16 protein-coding genes are annotated in these 18,669 nt (G+C 63.1%); 8 read left to right on the top strand and 8 right to left on the bottom strand.

Translation table 11 applies throughout. From position 1 onward, the window contains the following. Nucleotides 1–183: 183 nt before the first annotated feature. Together VM99_19330 and VM99_19325 are read left to right on the top strand one after the other, a co-directional pair. Entirely contained in the window at nt 184–972 is a 789-nt protein-coding gene (locus tag VM99_19330) for a decarboxylase (protein AKK00117.1), read from the top strand. Between the two features lie 97 nt (nt 973–1,069). Beyond that, nucleotides 1,070–1,996 (top strand): galactose 1-dehydrogenase, encoded by a 927-nt coding sequence (locus VM99_19325; protein ID AKK00116.1) that lies wholly within the window; start codon nt 1,070–1,072, stop codon nt 1,994–1,996. Between the two features lie 101 nt (nt 1,997–2,097). On the opposite strand, the gene VM99_19320 is transcribed toward VM99_19325, so the two are convergent. After that, entirely contained in the window at nt 2,098–2,475 is a 378-nt protein-coding gene (locus VM99_19320; protein AKK00115.1) for a hypothetical protein, read from the bottom strand. A 136-nt stretch (nt 2,476–2,611) separates the two neighbouring features. On the opposite strand from VM99_19320, the gene VM99_19315 reads away from it, so the two are divergent. Together VM99_19315 and VM99_19310 are read left to right on the top strand one after the other, a co-directional pair. Beyond that, the gene (locus VM99_19315; GenBank protein AKK00114.1) at nt 2,612–3,739 is read left to right on the top strand and encodes a saccharopine dehydrogenase; all 1,128 of its coding nucleotides are present in this window, start codon (nt 2,612–2,614) and stop codon (nt 3,737–3,739) included. 3 nt (nt 3,740–3,742) lie between these two features. Continuing rightward, complete coding sequence (locus tag VM99_19310) at nt 3,743–4,237, top strand: membrane protein (GenBank protein AKK00113.1); 495 nt, start codon at nt 3,743–3,745, stop codon at nt 4,235–4,237. 498 nt (nt 4,238–4,735) lie between these two features. Here the strand turns inward: VM99_19310 and VM99_19305 are convergent, their stop codons facing one another. Further along, complete coding sequence (locus tag VM99_19305) at nt 4,736–5,653, bottom strand: transposase (GenBank protein AKK00112.1); 918 nt, start codon at nt 5,651–5,653, stop codon at nt 4,736–4,738. A gap of 749 nt (nt 5,654–6,402) precedes the next feature. On the opposite strand from VM99_19305, the gene VM99_19300 reads away from it, so the two are divergent. From VM99_19300 to VM99_19285, 4 genes are all read left to right on the top strand, one after another. After that, nucleotides 6,403–7,782, top strand: a complete 1,380-nt coding sequence (locus VM99_19300; GenBank protein AKK00111.1) for a UDP-glucose 6-dehydrogenase — start codon at nt 6,403–6,405, stop codon at nt 7,780–7,782. Nucleotides 7,783–7,956: 174 nt separating this feature from the next. Then, nucleotides 7,957–8,664, top strand: a complete 708-nt coding sequence (locus VM99_19295) for a CBS domain protein (GenBank protein ID AKK00110.1) — start codon at nt 7,957–7,959, stop codon at nt 8,662–8,664. Between the two features lie 134 nt (nt 8,665–8,798). Beyond that, the gene (locus tag VM99_19290) at nt 8,799–9,905 is read left to right on the top strand and encodes a crotonase (GenBank protein ID AKK00109.1); all 1,107 of its coding nucleotides are present in this window, start codon (nt 8,799–8,801) and stop codon (nt 9,903–9,905) included. Between the two features lie 2 nt (nt 9,906–9,907). Continuing rightward, entirely contained in the window at nt 9,908–11,059 is a 1,152-nt protein-coding gene (locus VM99_19285) for an acyl-CoA dehydrogenase (protein AKK00108.1), read from the top strand. A 392-nt stretch (nt 11,060–11,451) separates the two neighbouring features. Here VM99_19285 and VM99_19280 read toward each other — a convergent pair whose 3' ends face one another. The 6 genes from VM99_19280 to VM99_19255 all read right to left on the bottom strand — a co-directional run bounded on the left by VM99_19280 (nt 11,452) and on the right by VM99_19255 (nt 18,609). Continuing rightward, nucleotides 11,452–12,225 (bottom strand): enoyl-CoA hydratase, encoded by a 774-nt coding sequence (locus tag VM99_19280; GenBank protein ID AKK00107.1) that lies wholly within the window; start codon nt 12,223–12,225, stop codon nt 11,452–11,454. Nucleotides 12,226–12,238: 13 nt separating this feature from the next. After that, nucleotides 12,239–13,366: an acyl-CoA dehydrogenase gene (locus tag VM99_19275; GenBank protein AKK00106.1), complete on the bottom strand. Its 1,128-nt coding sequence runs from the start codon at nt 13,364–13,366 to the stop codon at nt 12,239–12,241. Nucleotides 13,367–13,375: 9 nt separating this feature from the next. Beyond that, nucleotides 13,376–14,563 carry an acetyl-CoA acetyltransferase gene (locus VM99_19270; protein ID AKK00105.1) on the bottom strand — a complete coding sequence of 396 codons (1,188 nt, stop codon included), beginning with the start codon at nt 14,561–14,563 and terminating at the stop codon, nt 13,376–13,378. A 12-nt stretch (nt 14,564–14,575) separates the two neighbouring features. Further along, complete coding sequence (locus tag VM99_19265) at nt 14,576–15,337, bottom strand: 3-hydroxy-2-methylbutyryl-CoA dehydrogenase (GenBank protein ID AKK00104.1); 762 nt, start codon at nt 15,335–15,337, stop codon at nt 14,576–14,578. A 16-nt stretch (nt 15,338–15,353) separates the two neighbouring features. Next, a complete protein-coding gene (locus tag VM99_19260) occupies nt 15,354–17,018 on the bottom strand; it encodes an AMP-binding protein (protein AKK00103.1) in 1,665 nt (554 codons plus the stop codon). A gap of 124 nt (nt 17,019–17,142) precedes the next feature. Beyond that, a complete protein-coding gene (locus VM99_19255; protein AKK01801.1) occupies nt 17,143–18,609 on the bottom strand; it encodes a dolichyl-phosphate-mannose-protein mannosyltransferase in 1,467 nt (488 codons plus the stop codon). Nucleotides 18,610–18,669 lie beyond the last annotated feature (60 nt).

The following is an 18,669-nucleotide window of genomic DNA, read 5'->3' as shown; positions in this document are numbered from 1 at the left end:
TAGATGTGTTTGCTCGCACGAACATCATCAATCAAATCGGCGTTCTTGTTTCTGTGTTTCCCGGGATTCCGTGAAGAACCTTTTTTTTGTGCCGACTCCGAGAGGGTTTGACGACTGGCGCTGTAACCGGCATATTTTTGCTCGTTTGTGATTATTGTTGCTCGTTTATGCAGGTTTATTGCCATGACATCCACCCACGAAGCGTTTCCCGGTGAGCGCCAGCAACTGATCAGTGAACGCCTGGCCCGGTATGGCCGGGTGATCGCGGCTGACCTGGCCAGTGAATTCAATGTTTCCGAACACTCCATACGCCGCGACCTTGGCGCATTGGCAGCGGCGGGGGTGTGCAAGCGTGTCTACGGTGGCGCCATATTGCTGCCCGCCGCCGAACGACCGATGGACGTGCGCGTGCGGCAGGACCCGGCGCGCAAGGGCAGTCTCGGCCAGGCCGCGGCGTCGTTACTGCGCGCGGGCCAGCATGTGTTCATCGACGCCGGCTCGACCAACCTGGCCATTGCCTGCGCCATCGATCCAGGGTTGCGGTTGACCGTCGCCACCAATTCGCCGCTGATTGCGGTGCAGTTGATGAAGCTGCCCTGTGCCGAGGTGATTCTGTTGGGCGGACGGGTGAACCCGGTGGCCGGTGGCGTGATCGGGGTGACGGCGGTGCAGCAGTTGCGCCAGTTCAGTTTCGACCTGTGCTTTCTCGGTGCCTGCGCCATTGACCCGGACAACGGGGTCACGGCGTTCGGCCTGGACGACGCTGAGTTCAAGCGCGCGGTGGCGGCGGCCAGCGGCCAGTTGGTGACCGCCGTCACCAATGAAAAACTCTCCAGTGTCGCCCATTACCAGGTGGCTTCGTGCGAAGAGGTGACCGCCCTGGTGGTGGAGCATGATGCTCCGCGCGAGCGACTGGAACCGTTCTTTGGCAGGGTCTCCAATGTGGTGACGGCGACGGGTGCCCAGCGCTGAATGATTTGTCAAAGCGCTGGCGGCCCCATTGTCCAGCGCGGCAATTAGGGCTAGTTTGCTGCCCCTGGCACAAGTACAAAAAAATCAGGAGTCATTGATGCAACCGATTCGTCTCGCTCTGGTGGGCTACGGCAAGATTGCCCAGGATCAACATGTTCCAGCCATCCTCGCCAATCCCGCTTTCCAGCTGGTGTCCGTCGCCACGCAGGGGCAGCCTTGCGCCGGGGTCGAGAATTTCCGCTCCCTGGGTGACTTGCTCGCGAAGGGCCCGCAGGTCGATGCGATTGCCTTCTGCACGCCGCCCCAGGGGCGCTTCGCCCTGGTGCAAGAGGCCCTGGCGGCCGGCAAACATGTCCTGGTGGAAAAGCCACCTTGCGCCACGCTGGGCGAAGCCATGGCGCTGGTGGATCAAGCCCGCGAGCAAGGCGTCAGCGGCCTGTTCGCCTGGCACTCGCGTTACGCCCCCGGTATCGAGGTCGCCCGTGAATGGCTGGCCACCCGCACCCTGCAAAGCGTGCAGATCGACTGGAAGGAAGACGTGCGCAAATGGCACCCCGGCCAGGCCTGGATCTGGCAACCCGGTGGCTTGGGGGTCTTCGATCCGGGTATCAATGCCTTGTCCATTGCGACTCATCTGCTGGCGCTGCCGTTGTTCGTCGAATCTGCCGAGTTGCGCGTCCCGGACAACTGCCAGTCGCCCATCGCCGCCAGCCTCAGGATGTCCGATGCGCGGCGCCTGGATATCCGCGCGGAGTTCGACTTCGACCATGGCCATGATGAACTCTGGAGCATCGAGATTCGCTGCACCGAAGGCACTTTGCGCCTGGATAACGGGGGGGCTGTGCTGAGTCTCGACGGCGTGCGCCAGGCGGTGGCCGATGAAGGGGAATATGCGGCGGTGTACCGGCATTTCCAGCAACTGATCGCGGACAAGGCCAGCGACATGGACCTGCAACCGCTGCGGTTGGTGGCAGACAGTTTCTTTGTCGGCAGCCGGACGCTGGTGGCGCCGTTCTACGATTGACAATGGCGCGTGGCGAGCGCGCTGCGTGGCCGCTCCCTTTTTTGAGTGCTGCGCACTCCAACGGGAGCCAGCGCCCTCGCCACAGATTCAGTGACGTTTCGTCAATGGCCTGCCAGCGGATAATGCTTGATACGGCACGGATGCTGGTTGCCATCGCCTTTGCAGATGCCATCGAGGTAGCGGTAGTCGACCCGCATCGACTGGCCCTTGGCAGGCCACTGGCGGCGGGGCAGTGTGCTCTGGTAGTCGGGGGTTTCAGGGATGAACCTGATCGTCGACCCTTGCGGCGGGCATTCCACCGTGGCTGACGCCGGGCTGGCTTTGGCGACCCTTGCTTCCAGTTGCGGATACGGCTTTTTCACCACCTCGACGATGCGCAGTTCCAGGCGGCAGATCTGCCACGTGCCGGCGTGTGCCGGTGCGCACAGGGTCGAGAGCGCGGTCAGTGCCAGGGCACAGGCGGCTGTTTGTCTGCTCATGCTTGCCTTGCCTTCGATGTGAGGTCCAGGTCGTTCATGATCCTGGAGTGGGCGGCAAGGGTTCGATCAAAATCACCAATACCGGGAAACGCGTGGGATATCATGGCGGCTACCACTGTGGCTGTAGGGAAGGAAAATGACACTCAGGGTGATGGTAATCGGTGGTTATGGAAACTTCGGCAGTATCGTTTGCCGGCATCTGATCGTGACGCCGGGCATCGAGGTGATGATCTCCGGGCGTGACCCGGACAAGTTACTGCGTAAGGCCGATGAGTTGAAAGCACAATCGGGCAACGTCTGTGAGCGTTGGTGTGGCGACGCCATGGGAGAAGGGTTCAGCACGGTCCTGGGAGAAATGAACATTGACCTGGTCATCCACACCGGCGGCCCCTTCCAAGGCCAATCCTATCGGATTGCCCAGAGTTGTATCGAGGCCGGCGTCCACTACTGCGACCTCTCGGACTGCCGCACCTTCGTCAACGGCATTGGCGTGCTCGACGCACAGGCCCGGCAAGCCGGCGTCGCGATCCTCAGTGGTTGCAGTTCGGTGCCGTCGCTGTCGGCTGCGTTGATCGATGAGCATCGGCATCGTTTCCAACGTATCGACTCGATCGAGCATGGCATTTCCTCGTCGGCCAAGATGCCGGGGCTGTCGACCATCGAGGGCGTCCTGGCCTACGCAGGCAAACCCATCAAGCAACTCAGGGATGGCCAGGTCCATGAGGTGTTGGGCTGGCAAGACCTGACGCTGCGCAGGATGCAGTCACTGGGCACACGGCTGCTGTCGAACGTCGACGTGCCGGACATGGACATTTTCGCCCATCGCTATGGCGCCCGGACCCTGAGTTTCCAGGCCGGTGCCGGGCTGAAGCTGGGCGGTGTCGCCAACGGCCTGCTGGCCCAGGCGATGAAAATGGGCTGGGTTCGCGACCATCGCCCCTGGGCCGCCCGGCTGCATCGTTGGGGCACCTGGTTCGAACGCTTCGGCGACGGCAAGAGTGCCATGTACCTGGATGTCCGGGGTGTGGGTGTCGATGGGCGACCGTTGTCCCTGACCGTGCAACTGACGGCCTTGAACGACAAGGGGCCGGAGATCCCGAGTTGTGCCGCCGTGGCCCTGGCGACCAAGATCGCCCAGGGCTACAGGCCCGAACCCGGCGCCCGGGCGTGTGTCGGCGAGATCACGGTGGACGAGTACATGGCCGCCATCAACGACCCGGTCAACTTGTCGATCTCGGTGCACGTCGCCGATGGGCAGCGCTGAGCCATGCTCTATTTGGGCCTGAAGTACCTCCATGTCATCGCTGCCATTTTTCTGTTCGGGTTCGGCATGGGTTCCTACCTGTACCTGATTGCCGCCAGCCGCACGGCCAATCCGCAGGTCATCGCCCACGTGGCCCGGACGGTGGTGCGGTACGACGCCTGGATCACCACGCCGGCTGGCTTCATCCAGATTGCCACGGGGTATTGGCTGGTGAGCCTGGCCGGGCTTTCCCTGACCACGGGCTGGGTGCTGACCTCGCTGATCATCTTCCTTTGCGTGGGGATGCTCTGGCTGCCGGTATTGGTGCTGCAGAAGCGCCTGCAACACATGGCGTCGAGCGCAGCGGACCGTGGGGAAGGGCTGGCGCAGGCCTACCGCCGGGTGTACCGGCAGTGGTTCTGGATGGGGGTTGCCGGGTTTTCCGGGATGTTCGTGATCGTGTCGATGATGGTGACCAAGATGACGCCGGGCGAGTGGGTCGGATTGTTTCTGAGCTAGCGCAAATGCCTGAATAGGCCGACGGACTTGTGGCAGGTGTGCTGAAGGGTCACCGCTGAACCTGTGGGAGCGGGCTTGCCCGCGAAGGCGGCGGTCCATTCGACATCTGTGTGGCAGATGCACCGTTTTCGCGAGCAAGCCCGCTCCCACAGAAGGCCTTGTGGTGTGTCCAAAATAGAAAGGGTCACCGCTGAACCTGTGGGAGCGGGCTTGCCCGCGAAGGCGGCGGTCCATTCGATACCTGTGTGGCAGATGCACCGTTTTCGCGAGCAAGCTCGCTCCCACAGAAGGCCTTGTGGTGTGTCCAAAATAGAAAGGGTCACCGCTGAACCTGTGGGAGCGGGCTTGCCCGCGAAGGCGGCGGTCCATTCGATACCTGTGTGGCAGATGCACCGTTTTCGCGAGCAAGCTCGCTCCCACAGAATGTGTTGTGGTGTCTCCACAATAGAAGGGACACCGCTGGACTTGTGGGAGCAACTGTCTTACCTCTACCACCCGTCACCGCCATTCAGTGCCGTCTCGAAGCATGGCATTCAGTCTGATTAGCAATATTCGCATGCAGGCGATGAGCGCGACTTTCGCGCTCTTGCCTCGCCCTCGAAGTGCTTCGTACCGGGCCTTGAAGTCGGCGTGATAGCGGATGACAACCCAGCACGACATATAAAGCGCACGTCTGACCCGCGCTCTTCCTCCGTAAATCTGACGTTTGCCGCTGTGATTGCCACTGTCGTCGTTGTAGGGGGCGATTCCCGCCAGGGACGCGATCTCTCTGCGATCAAGCTCACCGAGCTCAGGCAGGTAAACCAACAAACTAGCAGTCGCCACAGTGCCGATCCCTTTAACTGATGTGAGTCGGTCGGCTTTCTCCGCATCCAGCTTACGCATGCTTTGATTAATGGCTTTGCCAAACTGCTTGATTTGGATTTGCAGGTAGCGAATATGATCTTTGATCACCTCGATAACCGCCGGAAGCTGAGCCTGCTGTAGCCGGCGCTTGTTGTCATCTCGTTGCTGGACGAAGTGTTCGCGCAGCTGAATCAGCTCCCGCAGTGCTTCACGCTCAGGTGAAATGGGCTTTTCGTGAGACGCATGCAGAGCTTCGGCAAAATCGGCAAGAACAGCCGCATCGATGGGGTCGGTCTTGGCATTCTTGCCCATTGCTACGGCGAAGGCTCTAGCCCGACGAGGGTTGATCCTGAGCACATTGAAACCTGCCTCCTGCAGTGCTGCCATAACCTTTCGTTCATAGCCGCCCGTGGCTTCCAGTAACACCCGGCCAATCGTGTACGGGCTTAGCTGTTCGACCAGTTGTGCAAAACCCTCAGGCGTATTGGGGACCTCGTAGCCTTGGTTCTGTGGTCGAACCCAAACGACGAGATTTGATTTGGATATATCGATACCGACCCAGGAAATCATGGCAAAACCCTCTTACACTCAGAAATGAGAGTGCTCTGGCTTTGCCCACGCTTGTGATTCGAGTGCCGCTCGTCCAACTGTTCGGGCTTATGGGCCAGAGTAGAAAGGTAGATGGCAGCTTTGCTCCCACTCGTGCTTCAAGCACCGCGGACTCACAGCTTGCCATCTACCCCTCTCACCCCAGAGTTTATTCCCTTACTCAGACACAAGCGGGCTCGCCCGCGAAGACGGCTGTACATTCGACACTTCCGTTGACTGACACACCGCTTTCGCGGGCAAGCCCGCTCCCACAGGTTCTTCGGCCTACCCGGATGGCATGTCCGACGCCCATTCATTGTGAAAGCGGGCTTGCCCGCGAAGGCGGCTGTACATCCGACACCTTCGTTGACTGACACACCGCTTTCGCGGGCAAGCCCGCTCCCACAGGTTCTTCGGCCTACCCGGATGGCGTGTCCGACGCCCATTCATTGTGGGAGCGGGCTTGCCCGCGAAGGCGGCTGCACATTCGACACCTTCGTTGACTGACACACCGCTTTCGCGGGCAAGCCCGCTCCCACAGTGTTATTGGGTGGATTCTAGATGTGTGTCCGCCACAGATCCTCTTGTGGGCTTGCCCGCGAAGCCTCTGGGCCTCATCAAGCGGCCTGTCAGTGAATTGCAACATCCCCGACTTAATCTGGATCGAGCGCACGGCGGCGACCCGCTGGATGTGCCTGTCTGCCCGCTCGCAATGGTCCAGGGAGTCCGCCATGAAAATCAGTGTATTGGGAAGTGGTTACGTAGGCTTGGTGCAAGCCGCCGTGTTGGCCGAGGTCGGCCATGACGTGGTGTGCATGGACGTTGACGAGCAGAAGGTCGAGCAACTGCGCCAGGGCCAGGTGAGCATCTTCGAGCCAGGGTTGGCGGCGCTGGTGCGGGAGGGGCTGGAGGCCGGGCGCTTGCATTTCACCAGTGATGAGTCACTGGCCGTGCAGCACGGCCAGGTGCTGTTCATCGCCGTGGGCACGCCTTCGCGAGACGATGGCTCGGCCGACCTGAGCCAGGTCATGGCCGTCGGTGAGGCGGTCGCCCGCTACCGGGAGTTGCCGCTCATCGTGGTGGAAAAGTCCACCGTGCCAGTGGGCACCGGTGATCTCCTGCGGGCTCACATCGACAAATGCCTGCTCAAGACCGGACGCTTGTTGCAGTTCGATATCGTGTCCAACCCGGAATTCCTCAAGGAAGGCTCGGCAGTCGCCGATTGCCGCCGCCCGGATCGCATCGTGATCGGCTGCGAACGCGATGAAGTGCGCGCAACCATGCGCGACTTGTACGCTCCGTTCAATCGCAACCACGACCGGGTACTGTTCATGGACGTGCGCAGCGCCGAGCTGACCAAATACGCCGCCAACGGCATGCTGGCGACCAAGATCAGCTTCATCAACCAGATCGCGGAACTGGCCGAGCACCTGGGGGCCGACATCGAATCGGTGCGCCTGGGCATCGGGGCCGACTCGCGCATCGGCTATCACTTCATCTACCCAGGCTGCGGCTATGGCGGCTCGTGCTTCCCCAAGGACATGCGCGCGCTGATCCACAGCGCTGAGCAGGCCCATTGTTCCAGCGACCTGCTGCAAGCGGTGGAATCGATCAACCGCCGGCAGAAACACAAACTGTTCGACCGCATCCATGCTTTCTACAAGGGCGACCTGCGCGGCAAGACCTTTGCGCTGTGGGGCCTGGCCTTCAAGCCCAACACCGACGACATGCGCGACGCGCCGAGCCGTACCCTGCTCGAATCCCTCTGGGCGGCGGGTGCCAGTGTCCGTGCGTTCGACCCCGAGGCCATGCAGCAAACCCAACTGCTCTACCCCAACGAAACGAAGCTCATGTTGATGGGCACGCCGGAGTCGGTGCTGCCGGGGGCCGATGCACTGGTCATTTGCACGGAGTGGCAGGCCTTCAAGGCGCCGGACTTCAACCTGATCCAGCAGCGGCTCAAGGCCCCGGTGATTTTCGACGGGCGCAACCTCTACGACCCGGAGCGCATGCAAGACAAAGGCTTCACCTACTTCCCCATGGGCCGCGGGCAATCGCGCGACCTGCCCATCGCCGAGCAATCCTGGTTTCAAGCGTCCAAGCGTGCTTGAAGCCCTTAACCTCAAAATTAATGAACTCAACCAGCATTAATATGAATTTGTAAGCGCGAGTGACGAACGGCACACTGAACGCCGTTCCTCCCCCAACTGTTGGAACACTTAAAGGGCTTTCAGGGATTCCCCCGTAAGCCCCTTTTTTTTGCTCGTTTTTTGGATCGGTGCTTAATGCTCTCTCGCTGGTTCCCCGCTGCTATCAATACCCGTCCCACCGAATGGAGCCGCGCCGCCTTGGGCATGGCCTTGGGAACGATGTTCAGTATCTGGCTCTGTGGCCAGGTGTACGGCTTGGAGGTGGCACAGCACATCATCGGCCCGCTGGGGGCTTCGGCGGTGCTGCTGTTTGCCGTGTCGTCCGGTGCCCTGGCCCAGCCGTGGTCGATCGTGGGCGGCTACCTGTGCGCCTCGGTGGTGGCGGTGCTGGTGGCCCACGTGCTGGGCCGCACCCTGGGCAGCGCCTGCCTGGCGGCCGGCATGGCGCTGGTGCTGATGTGCTGGTTGCGCTGCCTGCACCCACCGGCGGGCGCCGTGGCGGCGACGCTGGTGTTGGCGGACCCGTCCATCGCGGCCCTGGGCTGGCAGGCCGTCGGCGTGACGATGATGGCCGGCAGTGGTCTGCTGGCGTTTGCGCTGGCCTACAACAACCTGACCCGCGTGCGCTACCCCAAGCGCGCCAGCGAGCCGGTGGCGGTCATTCCGGCCGACCACCCGCCCGTCGACCGCCAGGCCATCACCGCCCAGGACCTGAAATTGGCGCTGGCGGAAATGGAAGCCTTCTTCGACGTCACCCCCGAAGATCTTGAGCAATTGGTCCATGCCAGCGAGCGTCATGCCAAGCGTCGCAGCATCACGGAGGTGCTGTCGGGTCGCGGATGATCCTGTGGCTGCTATAAATATGCAGACAGGACCTGCACGTATGCCGGTTGTGCTGTGCAAATTTGCACTGTTACGATCCCGTTCGCATACGCGCCTAAAAAATTGTAAAAGACAATAAAAGCAGGGAGTTAGCGATGACAGCTCAGGTTTCATCACAGGCCAGCGGAACGGTCGCCGCCCAGGTTTACGACGTGCTGGTGGAGGTCCGTAACCACATTGGCCACTTGACCCTGAACCGCCCTGCCGGCCTCAATGCGCTCACCCTGGGCATGGTGCGCAGCTTGCAGCAACAGCTCGATCGCTGGGCCCTCGACCCGCAGATTCACGCGGTGGTCCTGCGCGGTGCCGGCGACAAGGCGTTTTGTGCCGGCGGCGATATCCGTTCGCTGTACGACAGCCACAAGCAGGGCGACACCCTGCATGAAGACTTCTTCGTCGAGGAATACGCCCTCGACCTGACGATCCACCATTACCGCAAGCCGGTCCTCGCCCTCATGGACGGTTTCGTCCTGGGCGGCGGCATGGGCCTGGTGCAAGGCGCTGACCTGCGGGTAGTGACCGAGCGCAGCCGCCTGGGCATGCCAGAGGTCGGCATCGGTTACTTCCCAGACGTAGGCGGCAGTTATTTCCTGCCGCGCATTCCGGGTGAGCTGGGCATCTACCTGGGGGTCAGTGGCACCCAGATCCGCGCCGCCGACGCCTTGTATTGCGGGTTGGCCGACTGGTACCTGGACAGCCGGAAACTCGCCCAGCTCGACGAGCGCCTCGATCGACTGGAGTGGCATGACACGCCGCTCAAAGACCTGCAAAGCCTGCTGGCCAAGCTGGGTGTGCAGCAGCTCCCGGCGCCCCCCTTGGCTGACTTGCGTGCGGTCATCGATCATTTCTTCGGCCTGCCCGATGTGCCGAGCATGGTCGAGCAATTGCGTCAGGTCACGGTCGCCAACAGCCACGAATGGGCGCTCAAGACCGCCGAACTGCTGGAAACCCGTTCCCCCCTGGCCATGGCCGTGACCCTGGAAATGCTCCGGCGCGGGCGGCACCTGAGCCTGGAAAACTGTTTTGCCCTGGAGCTGCACCTGGACCGTCAATGGTTCGAACGCGGCGACCTGATTGAAGGCGTGCGCGCCTTGCTGATCGACAAAGACAAGAACCCGCGCTGGAACCCACCCACGTTGCAAGCGCTGGACGCCGGGCACGTGGCCAGTTTCTTCGACGGCTTCGACGACCACGGGAACTGAACATGCACGACCTCGAACTGACCGAAGAACAAGTGATGATCCGCGACATGGCCCGGGACTTCGCCCGTGGCGAAATCGCCCCCCATGCCCAGGCCTGGGAAAAGGCCGGATGGATCGACGACGCCCTGGTGGCGAAGATGGGCGAACTGGGCCTGCTTGGCATGGTGGTGCCGGAAGAATGGGGCGGCACTTATGTCGACTACGTGGCCTATGCTCTGGCGGTGGAAGAGATCTCCGCCGGCGATGGCGCCACCGGCGCACTGATGAGCATCCATAACTCGGTGGGCTGCGGCCCGGTCCTGAACTTCGGCACCGAGGCCCAGAAACAGACGTGGCTGGCCGACCTTGCCAGCGGCCAGGCCATTGGCTGCTTCTGCCTGACCGAACCCCAGGCCGGCTCCGAAGCCCACAACCTGCGCACCCGCGCCGAACTGCGCGACGGCCAGTGGATCATCAACGGCGCCAAGCAATTCGTCAGCAATGGCAAGCGGGCAAAACTGGCGATCGTCTTCGCCGTGACCGACCCGGACCTGGGCAAGAAAGGCATCTCGGCGTTCCTGGTGCCCACCGATACCCCGGGGTTCATCGTCGACCGCACCGAGCACAAGATGGGCATCCGTGCCTCGGACACCTGCGCGGTGACCTTGAGCAACTGCGCGATCCCTGAGGCGAACCTGTTGGGCGCACGTGGCAAAGGCCTGGCCATCGCCCTCTCCAACCTCGAAGGCGGCCGCATCGGCATTGCCGCGCAGGCCCTGGGCATCGCCCGCGCCGCATTCGAAGCGGCGCTGGCCTACTCGCGTGACCGGGTGCAATTCGACAAGCCGATCGGTGAACACCAAAGCGTCGCCAACCTGCTGGCCGACATGCACACCCGCCTGAACGCCGCCCGCCTGCTCATCCTCCATGCCGCCCGCCTGCGCAGCGCTGGCAAACCCTGCCTGTCGGAAGCCTCTCAGGCCAAGCTGTTCGCTTCCGAAATCGCCGAGAAAGTCTGCTCCTCGGCCATCCAGATCCATGGCGGGTACGGTTATCTGGAGGACTACCCGGTGGAACGCTACTACCGCGATGCGCGGATTACCCAGATCTATGAAGGGTCGAGCGAGATACAGCGGATGGTGATTGCCCGGGAATTGAAACACTACCTGGTGTGATGGCTTAAAAAGCATCGCGAGCAAGCTCGCTCCCACAGAGTCCGAGGGCGTACACAAAGGCTGCGTACACCTGAGATCCAGTGTGGGAGCGGGCTTGCTCGCGAAAGCGTTAGGTCAGTCACTTCTATGCTGGGTGTACCGGTGTCTTCGCGGGCAAGCCCGCTCCCACAGGGTCCAGTGGCGTACACAAAGGCTGCGTACACCTGAGATCCAGTGTGGGAGCGGGCTTGCTCGCGAAAGCGTTAGGTCAGTCACTTCTATGCTGGGTGTGCCGGCGTCTTCGCGGGCAAGCCCGCTCCCACAGGGTCCGGTGGCGTACACAAAGGTTGCATACACCCCAAATCCCCTGTGGGAGCGAGCTTGCTCGCGATGGCGCCAGTGACGGCGTCAGGTTACTTGTTCTGGAACTCCGCCGCCCGTTTCGCCACGAATGCCGCCATGCCTTCCTTCTGATCCTGCGTCGCGAATGCGGCGTGGAACACCCGGCGCTCGAAGCGCACACCCTCGGACAGACTGACTTCGAAGGCGCGGTTGACGCTTTCCTTGACCATCATGCTGATCGGCACCGACTTGGACGCAATCAACGCCGCCGTCTTCAGCGCATCATCCAGCAGCTCATCGGCCGGTACGATCCGCGCCACGATGCCGCAACGCTCGGCTTCCACCGCGTCGATAAAGCGCCCGGTCAGGCACATTTCCATGGCCTTGGCCTTGCCCACCGCACGGGTCAGGCGCTGGGTGCCGCCCATGCCCGGGAGCACGCCGAGGTTGATTTCCGGCTGGCCGAACTTGGCGTTGTCACCGGCCAGGATGAAGTCGCACATCAACGCCAGTTCGCAACCACCGCCCAAGGCAAAGCCGTTCACCGCCGCAATGATCGGCTTGCGCCGGTTGGCCACCCGATCGCTGTCGCTGAACAAATCATCCAGGTAGATCTGCGGATAGGTCAGCTCAGCCATTTCCTTGATGTCAGCACCGGCGGCAAAGGCCTTCTTCGAGCCGGTCAGCACGATGCAACCAATCTTCAGATCGGCCTCCAGGCTGTCCAGTGCCTGGTTCAATTCGCTGACGATCTGGGCGTTCAGGGCGTTCAATGCCTGGGGACGGTTGAGGGTGATCAGGCCGACGCGGTCCTTGATCTCCAATAGAATCGTTTCGTAGCTCATGCAGCACTCCTGTTCAAAGATTGCGCGAAATGACCATGCGCTGGATGTCGCTGGTGCCTTCGTAGATCTGGCAGACGCGCACGTCGCGGTAGATGCGCTCCAGCGGGAAGTCGTTGAGGTAACCGTAACCGCCCAGGGTTTGCAATGCCATCGAGCAGACTTTTTCGGCCATTTCCGAGGCGAAGAGCTTCGCCATGGAGGCCTCCACCAGCGCCGGCTGGCCGTTGTCCCGCAGCGCGGCGGCGTAGTGCACCATCTGCCGGGCCACGGCGATCTGGGTCGCCATGTCGGCCAGGCGGAACGCCACGGCCTGATGCTCGATGAGGGCCTTGCCGAAGCTTTCCCGCTCCCGGGCATAGTCCCGGGCCGCCTCGAACGCGGCGCGGGCCATGCCCACCGACTGCGCGGCAATGCCGACCCGGCCACCTTCCAGGTTCGCCAAGGCGATCCTGTAGCCTTCGCCCTCCTCACCCAGCCGATTGGCCACCGGCACCTTCACGTCCTCGAAGAGGATCTGGCAGGTGTCCGAGGCGTGCTGGCCGAGCTTGTCCTCGACCCGCGCCACGGTGTAGCCCGGCGAATCGGTGGGCACGATGAACGCACTGATGCCGCGTTTGCCAGCCGCCGGATCCGTCACCGCAAACACGATCACCACCCCGGCGTTCTGCCCGGAAGTGATGAACTGCTTGCAGCCATTGAGTACGTAATGATCCCCGTCCAGCCGCGCCCGGGTCTTCAGGCTGCTGGCGTCCGAACCGGCCTGGGGTTCGGTCAGGGCGAACGCGCCCAGCATCGCCCCGCTGGCCAGCGGCGTGAGGAACCGGGCCTTCTGCTCGTCGTTGCCGAAGGTCAGGATCGGCACGCAGCCCACCGAGTTGTGCACGCTCATGATCGTCGAGCACGCCCCGTCACCGGCAGCGATTTCTTCCAAGGCCATGGCGTAGGCCAGGTAGCCGGTGTCGCAACCGCCCCACTGCTCCGGCACGAGCATGCCGAAGAAGCCCAGCTCGGCCATTTCACCGATGGCTTCCTTGGGAAAGCGGTGCTCGCGGTCCCACTCGGCCGCGAACGGTTTCAAACGCTCCTGGGCAAATTGCCGGGCGGCGTTGCTGATGTGTGTCTGTTCTTCAGTCGGGAGCATGGTGGTTCCTCAATACAGGCATTCGACAGCCATGGCCGTGGCTTCGCCGCCGCCGATGCAAATTGCCGCGACGCCGCGCTTGAGGCCCTTGTGGCGCAAGGCCGACAGCAGAGTAACCAGGATTCGCGCCCCGGACGCACCAATGGGATGACCCAACGCGCAGGCACCGCCATGGACGTTGACCTTGTCATGGGGGATTTCCAGCTTGCCCATGGTCACCAGGCCCACCACGGCGAAGGCTTCGTTGACCTCGAACAGGTCGATGTCAGCCACGGACCAGCCGGTCTTCTTCAGCAGTTTCTTCACCGCGCCAACGGGAGCGGTCGGGAACAGACTCGGGGTGTCGGCGAACGCCGCATGGCCGTGAATCACCGCCAGGGGCTTCAAGCCACGCTGGGTCGCCTGGCTCTGGCGCATCAGCACCAGGGCGGCGGCCCCGTCGGAAATCGAACTGGCATTGGCCGCCGTCACCGTACCGCCGTCACGGAACGCCGGCTTGAGCGAGGCGATCTTGTCGATTCGCGCCTTGGGTGGTTGCTCGTCGTGGCGCACCGTCACCTGCTCCTTGCCGACCATGACCTGCAGCGGCACGATCTCGGCATCGAAGCGGCCGTCCTTGATCGCCTGCTGGGCCCGGGTAGTGGAGGCAATGGCGAAGGCGTCCTGGGCTTCGCGGCTGAAACCGTTGGCTTCGGCGCAATCCTCGGCGAAGGTGCCCATCAGGCGGTCCTTGTCGTAGGCGTCTTCCAGGCCGTCGAGGAACATGTGGTCGAGCACCTTGCCGTGGCCCATCCGATACCCGCTGCGGGCACGGTCGAGCAGGTAAGGCGCGTTGGACATGCTTTCCATGCCGCCGGCCACGACCACGTCGGCGCTGCCGGCAACGAGCATGTCGTGGGCCAGGATCGTCGCCTCCATGCCCGAGCCGCACATCTTGTTCAGGGTGGTGCAACGGGTCGACTTGTCGAGCCCGGCACCCAGCGCGGCCTGGCGCGCCGGGGCCTGGCCGAGGCCGGCCGCCAGCACGCAGCCGAACAGCACTTCTTCCACGCTGTCGGCCGCAATACCGGCGCGCTCCACCGCGGCCTTGATGGCCGCCGCGCCCAATTGCGGGGCGCTGAGGCTCTTGAGTTCGCCCTGGAAACCGCCCATGGGGGTGCGGACGGCGCTGACGATGACAATCGGATCGTTGGACATGACAAGTGCTCCTTATTTGGCGGCCATGCGCAAGGCACCGTCGAGACGGATCACCTCGCCGTTGAGCATGCTGTTTTCAATGATATGCCGCACCAGCGCCGCGTACTCGTCCGGTTTGCCCAGGCGTGCCGGGAATGGCACGCCGGCGGCCAGCGAGTCGCGCACCTCAGGGGTCATGCCGGCCATCATCGGGGTTTCGAAAATGCCCGGGGCGATGGTCATCACCCGGATGCCGAAGCGCGCCAGCTCCCGGGCGGCCGGCAGGGTCAGGCTGGCGATGGCGCCCTTGGACGCCGCATAGGCCGCCTGGCCGATCTGGCCGTCGAACGCCGCCACTGACGCCGTGTTGATGATCACCCCGCGTTCACCGTCGGCGTTTGCCTCGGTTTCGGCGATGGCCGCGGCCGCCAGTCGCAACAGGTTGAAGCTGCCGATCAGGTTGACGTTGATCACCTGGCTGAAGCTGGCCAACCCGTGGGGGCCGTGTTTGCCCAGGATCTTCTCGCCTCGCACGATGCCCGCGCAATTCACCAGGCCATTGAGGCCACCAAAGGCATCGACCGTGGCCTTGACCGCGGCTTGCGCCGCCGCTTCGTCGCTGATGTCCGCCACCACGCTGTGGCAACCCAGTTTCTGCGCCTGGGCCGCCACGGCGTCGGCGTTGAGGTCCACCAGCATCACCTGGGCGCCGGCCTTGACCAGCATCTCGCCAGTGGCCGCACCGAGGCCGGACGCACCGCCGCTGACGAGGAAAATCTTGCTGTCGATCTGCATCATGGTTTCCTTGGGTTCAAGCTGAAACGTTCTGCGCCGCGGCTTCTTGGGCCTTGGCGATTTCCTGGTTGCGCAAGATAAAGCGCTGCAACTTGCCGCTTGGGGTTTTCGGCAAGTCACTGACAAATTCGATTTCACGGGGATACGCATGGGCAGCCAGGCGCTTGCGCACGTGTTGGCGCAGTTCCTCGGCCAACGCCGGGGCGGCGCGGTATTGGGCATTGAGCACGACGAACGCCTTCACCAACTCGGTACGCTCCAGGTCAGGCTTGCCGACCACTGCGGCCTCGACCACCGCCGGGTGTTCGATCAGGGCGCTTTCCACATCGAACGGGCCGACGCGGTAGCCAGAGGTGGTGATCACGTCATCGCTGCGCCCGACGAAACTGATGCTGCCGTCCGGGTTCAGCTCGACGGTATCGCCGCTCAGGTAATAATCACCCACGAACGCCTTGGTCGGCCCGCCCTGGTAACCGGCAAACCAGCACATGGGCGACTGGCTGCGATCCACGGCGAGGATCCCCGGCTGGCCGACGCCCAGCTCCTGATGCTGGTCATCCAGCACCACGATCCGGTGGCCCGGCGAGGCGAAGCCCGCGGCCCCCAGGTGCACCGGATGTTCGAGCCCGTGGTGGTTGCACAGCACCATGCCCAGTTCGGTCTGCCCGTAATGGTCGTGGATGACCACGCCCAGGTGATCGGCGAACCAGCGGATCACTTCCGGGTTCAACGGCTCGCCGGCGCTACTGACAATGCGCAGCTTGCCCTTGATCGACCGGGCGAACTGCTCACCCCCGGCGATCAGCATGCGATAGGCCGTGGGTGACCCCGTGAGGTTGGTGATGCCGTACTTGTTGATCACCCGGCAGGTGCTTTCCAGGGTGAACGGGCCATCGTAGAAGGTGATCGGGTGCCCCATCGCCAGGGGACCGGTCACGCCAAAGTAGATGCCGTAGGCCCAGCCCGGGTCGGCTAGGTTCCAGAAGGCGTCTTCGGGGCGCAGGTCCACCGCGTCACGGGTGTAGCTCTGGAACGCCACGATGGCCTTGAGCGGCACCGACAGCGCCTTCGCAGGCCCGGTGGTGCCGGAGGTGAACATCAGCAGGAACGGATCTTCGCCGGTGAGCATCACCGGTTCGCACTGGTTGGAATGGTTCGTCACTTCGGCCCAGAAACTGTAGTCGCCGCGCACGATGCCTCGGCCCTGTTCACCGCCGACCGTGACCACGGTGGGGCAACCGGCGACTTCGGCGAGTTTCGGTCGGTTGACCGCGTCGGTGACCACCAGGCGCGCACCGGAACTGCCGAGGCGATGCTCGATGGCCTTGGGCCCGAACGCGGTGAACAGCGGCTGGTACACCGCCCCGATGCGCCAGGTGGCGAGCACCACGATCAGCAACTCGGCGGTGCGCGGCAACAGGCCGGCCACTTTGTCGCCCTTGCCTACCCCTTGGGCCAGCAGGAAATTGGCGAAGCGTGCGGCCTGGTCCTGCAAGTCGCGGAACGTCCAGGTCGCCTCGCGGCCATCACGCCCCTCCCAGAACAATGCGATGTGCCCCGGCAACGCATGCCGGTCGCAACATTCGACACAGGCGTTGAGTGCCTCGAGCGAGCCATGCAGGGCGGCGTTGACGGTGCCTGGGTAGTCGAATTGGGAAATGGCCGACGAGTAATCGCGCATGAGCAGAATCCCTCTGTACTTTTTATTGGTTGGGGAGCCGTAGACAGCAGGGAAATACTCGCGCCGATGGGCGGAGGCGGCAATGGTCAAAGCCATCAAGTTGCTTGACTGCTTTGGCCATGGTTCAGGGTGGGGACAGAGGCCGCTCCCACACAAAGGCATACACCTTGTCCAATTCGGCCACCTGGCAGTGGTGGTTGTCGGCCTCGGCCCCCACCAGGAACCATTCGGCCCTGGAGGTACCGCCCACGCGACGGGCTTTCTGCGGGTCGTAGCAGCGGGCCATTTCCTTGCCAGGCACCAGGACGAAAGCCTGCGGGTGGCTGCGCAGCCACTGGGCGGAATGTTCCAGCGAATGACGGTTGTAGAAACCGAAATGCACCACCGGCTGCCGGGCGAACAACCAATGCCCCTCGCGCCAACCGACCAGGGCCAGCTCGGCGCCGCCGGTCAGTTGCGCCACATCGCGCATGAGGGTTTCGTGAGGGTTGAGGCCTTCTTTGTGGGGCTCGATGAAACCACGGGCAAACCAGGCGCACAGCCAGAACACCGTCAATGCCGTGAAGACCCACCGGCCCTTGGGGCGCTGGCGGAACCAACGGCGCAGCATCCACGGGACCAACGGCGCGGCGATCAACACCAGGGCCGGCAACGCCGGGAAGATGTACAGCTTGCGCTTGCCGCTGCTCAGGCTGAAAAACAGCAACACCAGCAGCACCCAGCCCAGCAGCACCAACACCCGCCCATCGTGCTTGCGCAACTGTTTGCGCCAGGCCGGCACCAGCCAGGGCAGCATGAAGACCAGCGGCAGCCAGTACTTCGGAATCACGTGGACGAAGAAATACCAGAAGGGTTCGCGATGCTCCCAGGCGTTGGCGTAACGGCCGGCCGTCTGCTTGAACAGGATTTCCTGAATGTACGCCAGGCTGTCGGCGCCGCCCTGCCCCACGATCAGCAGCAACGGCCCCAGCCACAGCGCAATGGCGGCCAGCGCCACCAGCAAGCCCAACCACCATGCCCCGGCCTTGCCGGGCATCGGCACCACGCCTTTCCAACCTTTACGCACCGCATAAGCATAGGGAAGCAGCATCAACGCCGGCAGAAAGCCCACACCCTTGCTGATGATGCCCAGCCCCATCGCCGCGCAGGCCACGTAATACCAGCGCCAGGCGGGCCCCAGCAATAGGTGCCGGCACAGGCCATAGATCCCGAGGATGGTCCAGAGCGCGAGGAAGCCGTCGATTTGCCCGGTGCGCAAAATGCTGTAGGTCTGGTAGGTCGCCAGGAACAACAGTGCGGCGATCACCCCGATACGCCGCCCCCACAGCCGGCGCCCCAGGTCATACAGGCACGCCGTGGTCACGGCGCTCGCCATCAGCGCCGGCAGGTACAGCGCGACTTTCGGCAGATGGGTGAGCTGCACGAAGAGCGCCACCGTCCACATGAACAGCGGCGGTTTGTCTGCGTAGATCTCACCGGCGCGGTGGGGAATGAACCACGATCCGTTCTGCAGCATTTCCAGGGCCACGCCGAGGAAACGCTCCTCGTCGACGTTCATCGGTTGGCGCCAACCGAGACCGGCGCCCACCATCACCAGTGCCAGCAACACCAGGGCCAGCAGCTCCCACCGCGAAGAAGCCAAGCGTATCCG

It is taken from the genome of Pseudomonas chlororaphis, assembly GCA_001023535.1.
GTDB lineage: Bacteria > Pseudomonadota > Gammaproteobacteria > Pseudomonadales > Pseudomonadaceae > Aquipseudomonas > Aquipseudomonas chlororaphis_E.
The sequence above is the reverse complement of the archived record's forward strand: the minus strand, read 5'-3'. Positions and strand labels throughout refer to the sequence as shown.

What these genes read in the sequence shown, in the direction of transcription:
- VM99_19295 (AKK00110.1), top strand. Translation starts at nt 7,957, where the DNA reads ATGCTCTCTCGCTGGTTCCCCGCTGCTATCAATACCCGTCCCACCGAA.
- VM99_19290 (AKK00109.1), top strand. Translation starts at nt 8,799, where the DNA reads ATGACAGCTCAGGTTTCATCACAGGCCAGCGGAACGGTCGCCGCCCAG.
- VM99_19325 (AKK00116.1), top strand. Translation starts at nt 1,070, where the DNA reads ATGCAACCGATTCGTCTCGCTCTGGTGGGCTACGGCAAGATTGCCCAG.
- VM99_19305 (AKK00112.1), bottom strand. Translation starts at nt 5,653, where the DNA reads ATGATTTCCTGGGTCGGTATCGATATATCCAAATCAAATCTCGTCGTT.
- VM99_19255 (AKK01801.1), bottom strand. Translation starts at nt 18,609, where the DNA reads ATGGTGGGCGCCGGTCTCGGTTGGCGCCAACCGATGAACGTCGACGAG.
- VM99_19260 (AKK00103.1), bottom strand. Translation starts at nt 17,018, where the DNA reads ATGCGCGATTACTCGTCGGCCATTTCCCAATTCGACTACCCAGGCACC.
- VM99_19275 (AKK00106.1), bottom strand. Translation starts at nt 13,366, where the DNA reads ATGCTCCCGACTGAAGAACAGACACACATCAGCAACGCCGCCCGGCAA.
- VM99_19330 (AKK00117.1), top strand. Translation starts at nt 184, where the DNA reads ATGACATCCACCCACGAAGCGTTTCCCGGTGAGCGCCAGCAACTGATC.
- VM99_19265 (AKK00104.1), bottom strand. Translation starts at nt 15,337, where the DNA reads ATGCAGATCGACAGCAAGATTTTCCTCGTCAGCGGCGGTGCGTCCGGC.
- VM99_19280 (AKK00107.1), bottom strand. Translation starts at nt 12,225, where the DNA reads ATGAGCTACGAAACGATTCTATTGGAGATCAAGGACCGCGTCGGCCTG.
- VM99_19300 (AKK00111.1), top strand. Translation starts at nt 6,403, where the DNA reads ATGAAAATCAGTGTATTGGGAAGTGGTTACGTAGGCTTGGTGCAAGCC.
- VM99_19320 (AKK00115.1), bottom strand. Translation starts at nt 2,475, where the DNA reads ATGAGCAGACAAACAGCCGCCTGTGCCCTGGCACTGACCGCGCTCTCG.
- VM99_19285 (AKK00108.1), top strand. Translation starts at nt 9,908, where the DNA reads ATGCACGACCTCGAACTGACCGAAGAACAAGTGATGATCCGCGACATG.
- VM99_19315 (AKK00114.1), top strand. Translation starts at nt 2,612, where the DNA reads ATGACACTCAGGGTGATGGTAATCGGTGGTTATGGAAACTTCGGCAGT.
- VM99_19270 (AKK00105.1), bottom strand. Translation starts at nt 14,563, where the DNA reads ATGTCCAACGATCCGATTGTCATCGTCAGCGCCGTCCGCACCCCCATG.
- VM99_19310 (AKK00113.1), top strand. Translation starts at nt 3,743, where the DNA reads ATGCTCTATTTGGGCCTGAAGTACCTCCATGTCATCGCTGCCATTTTT.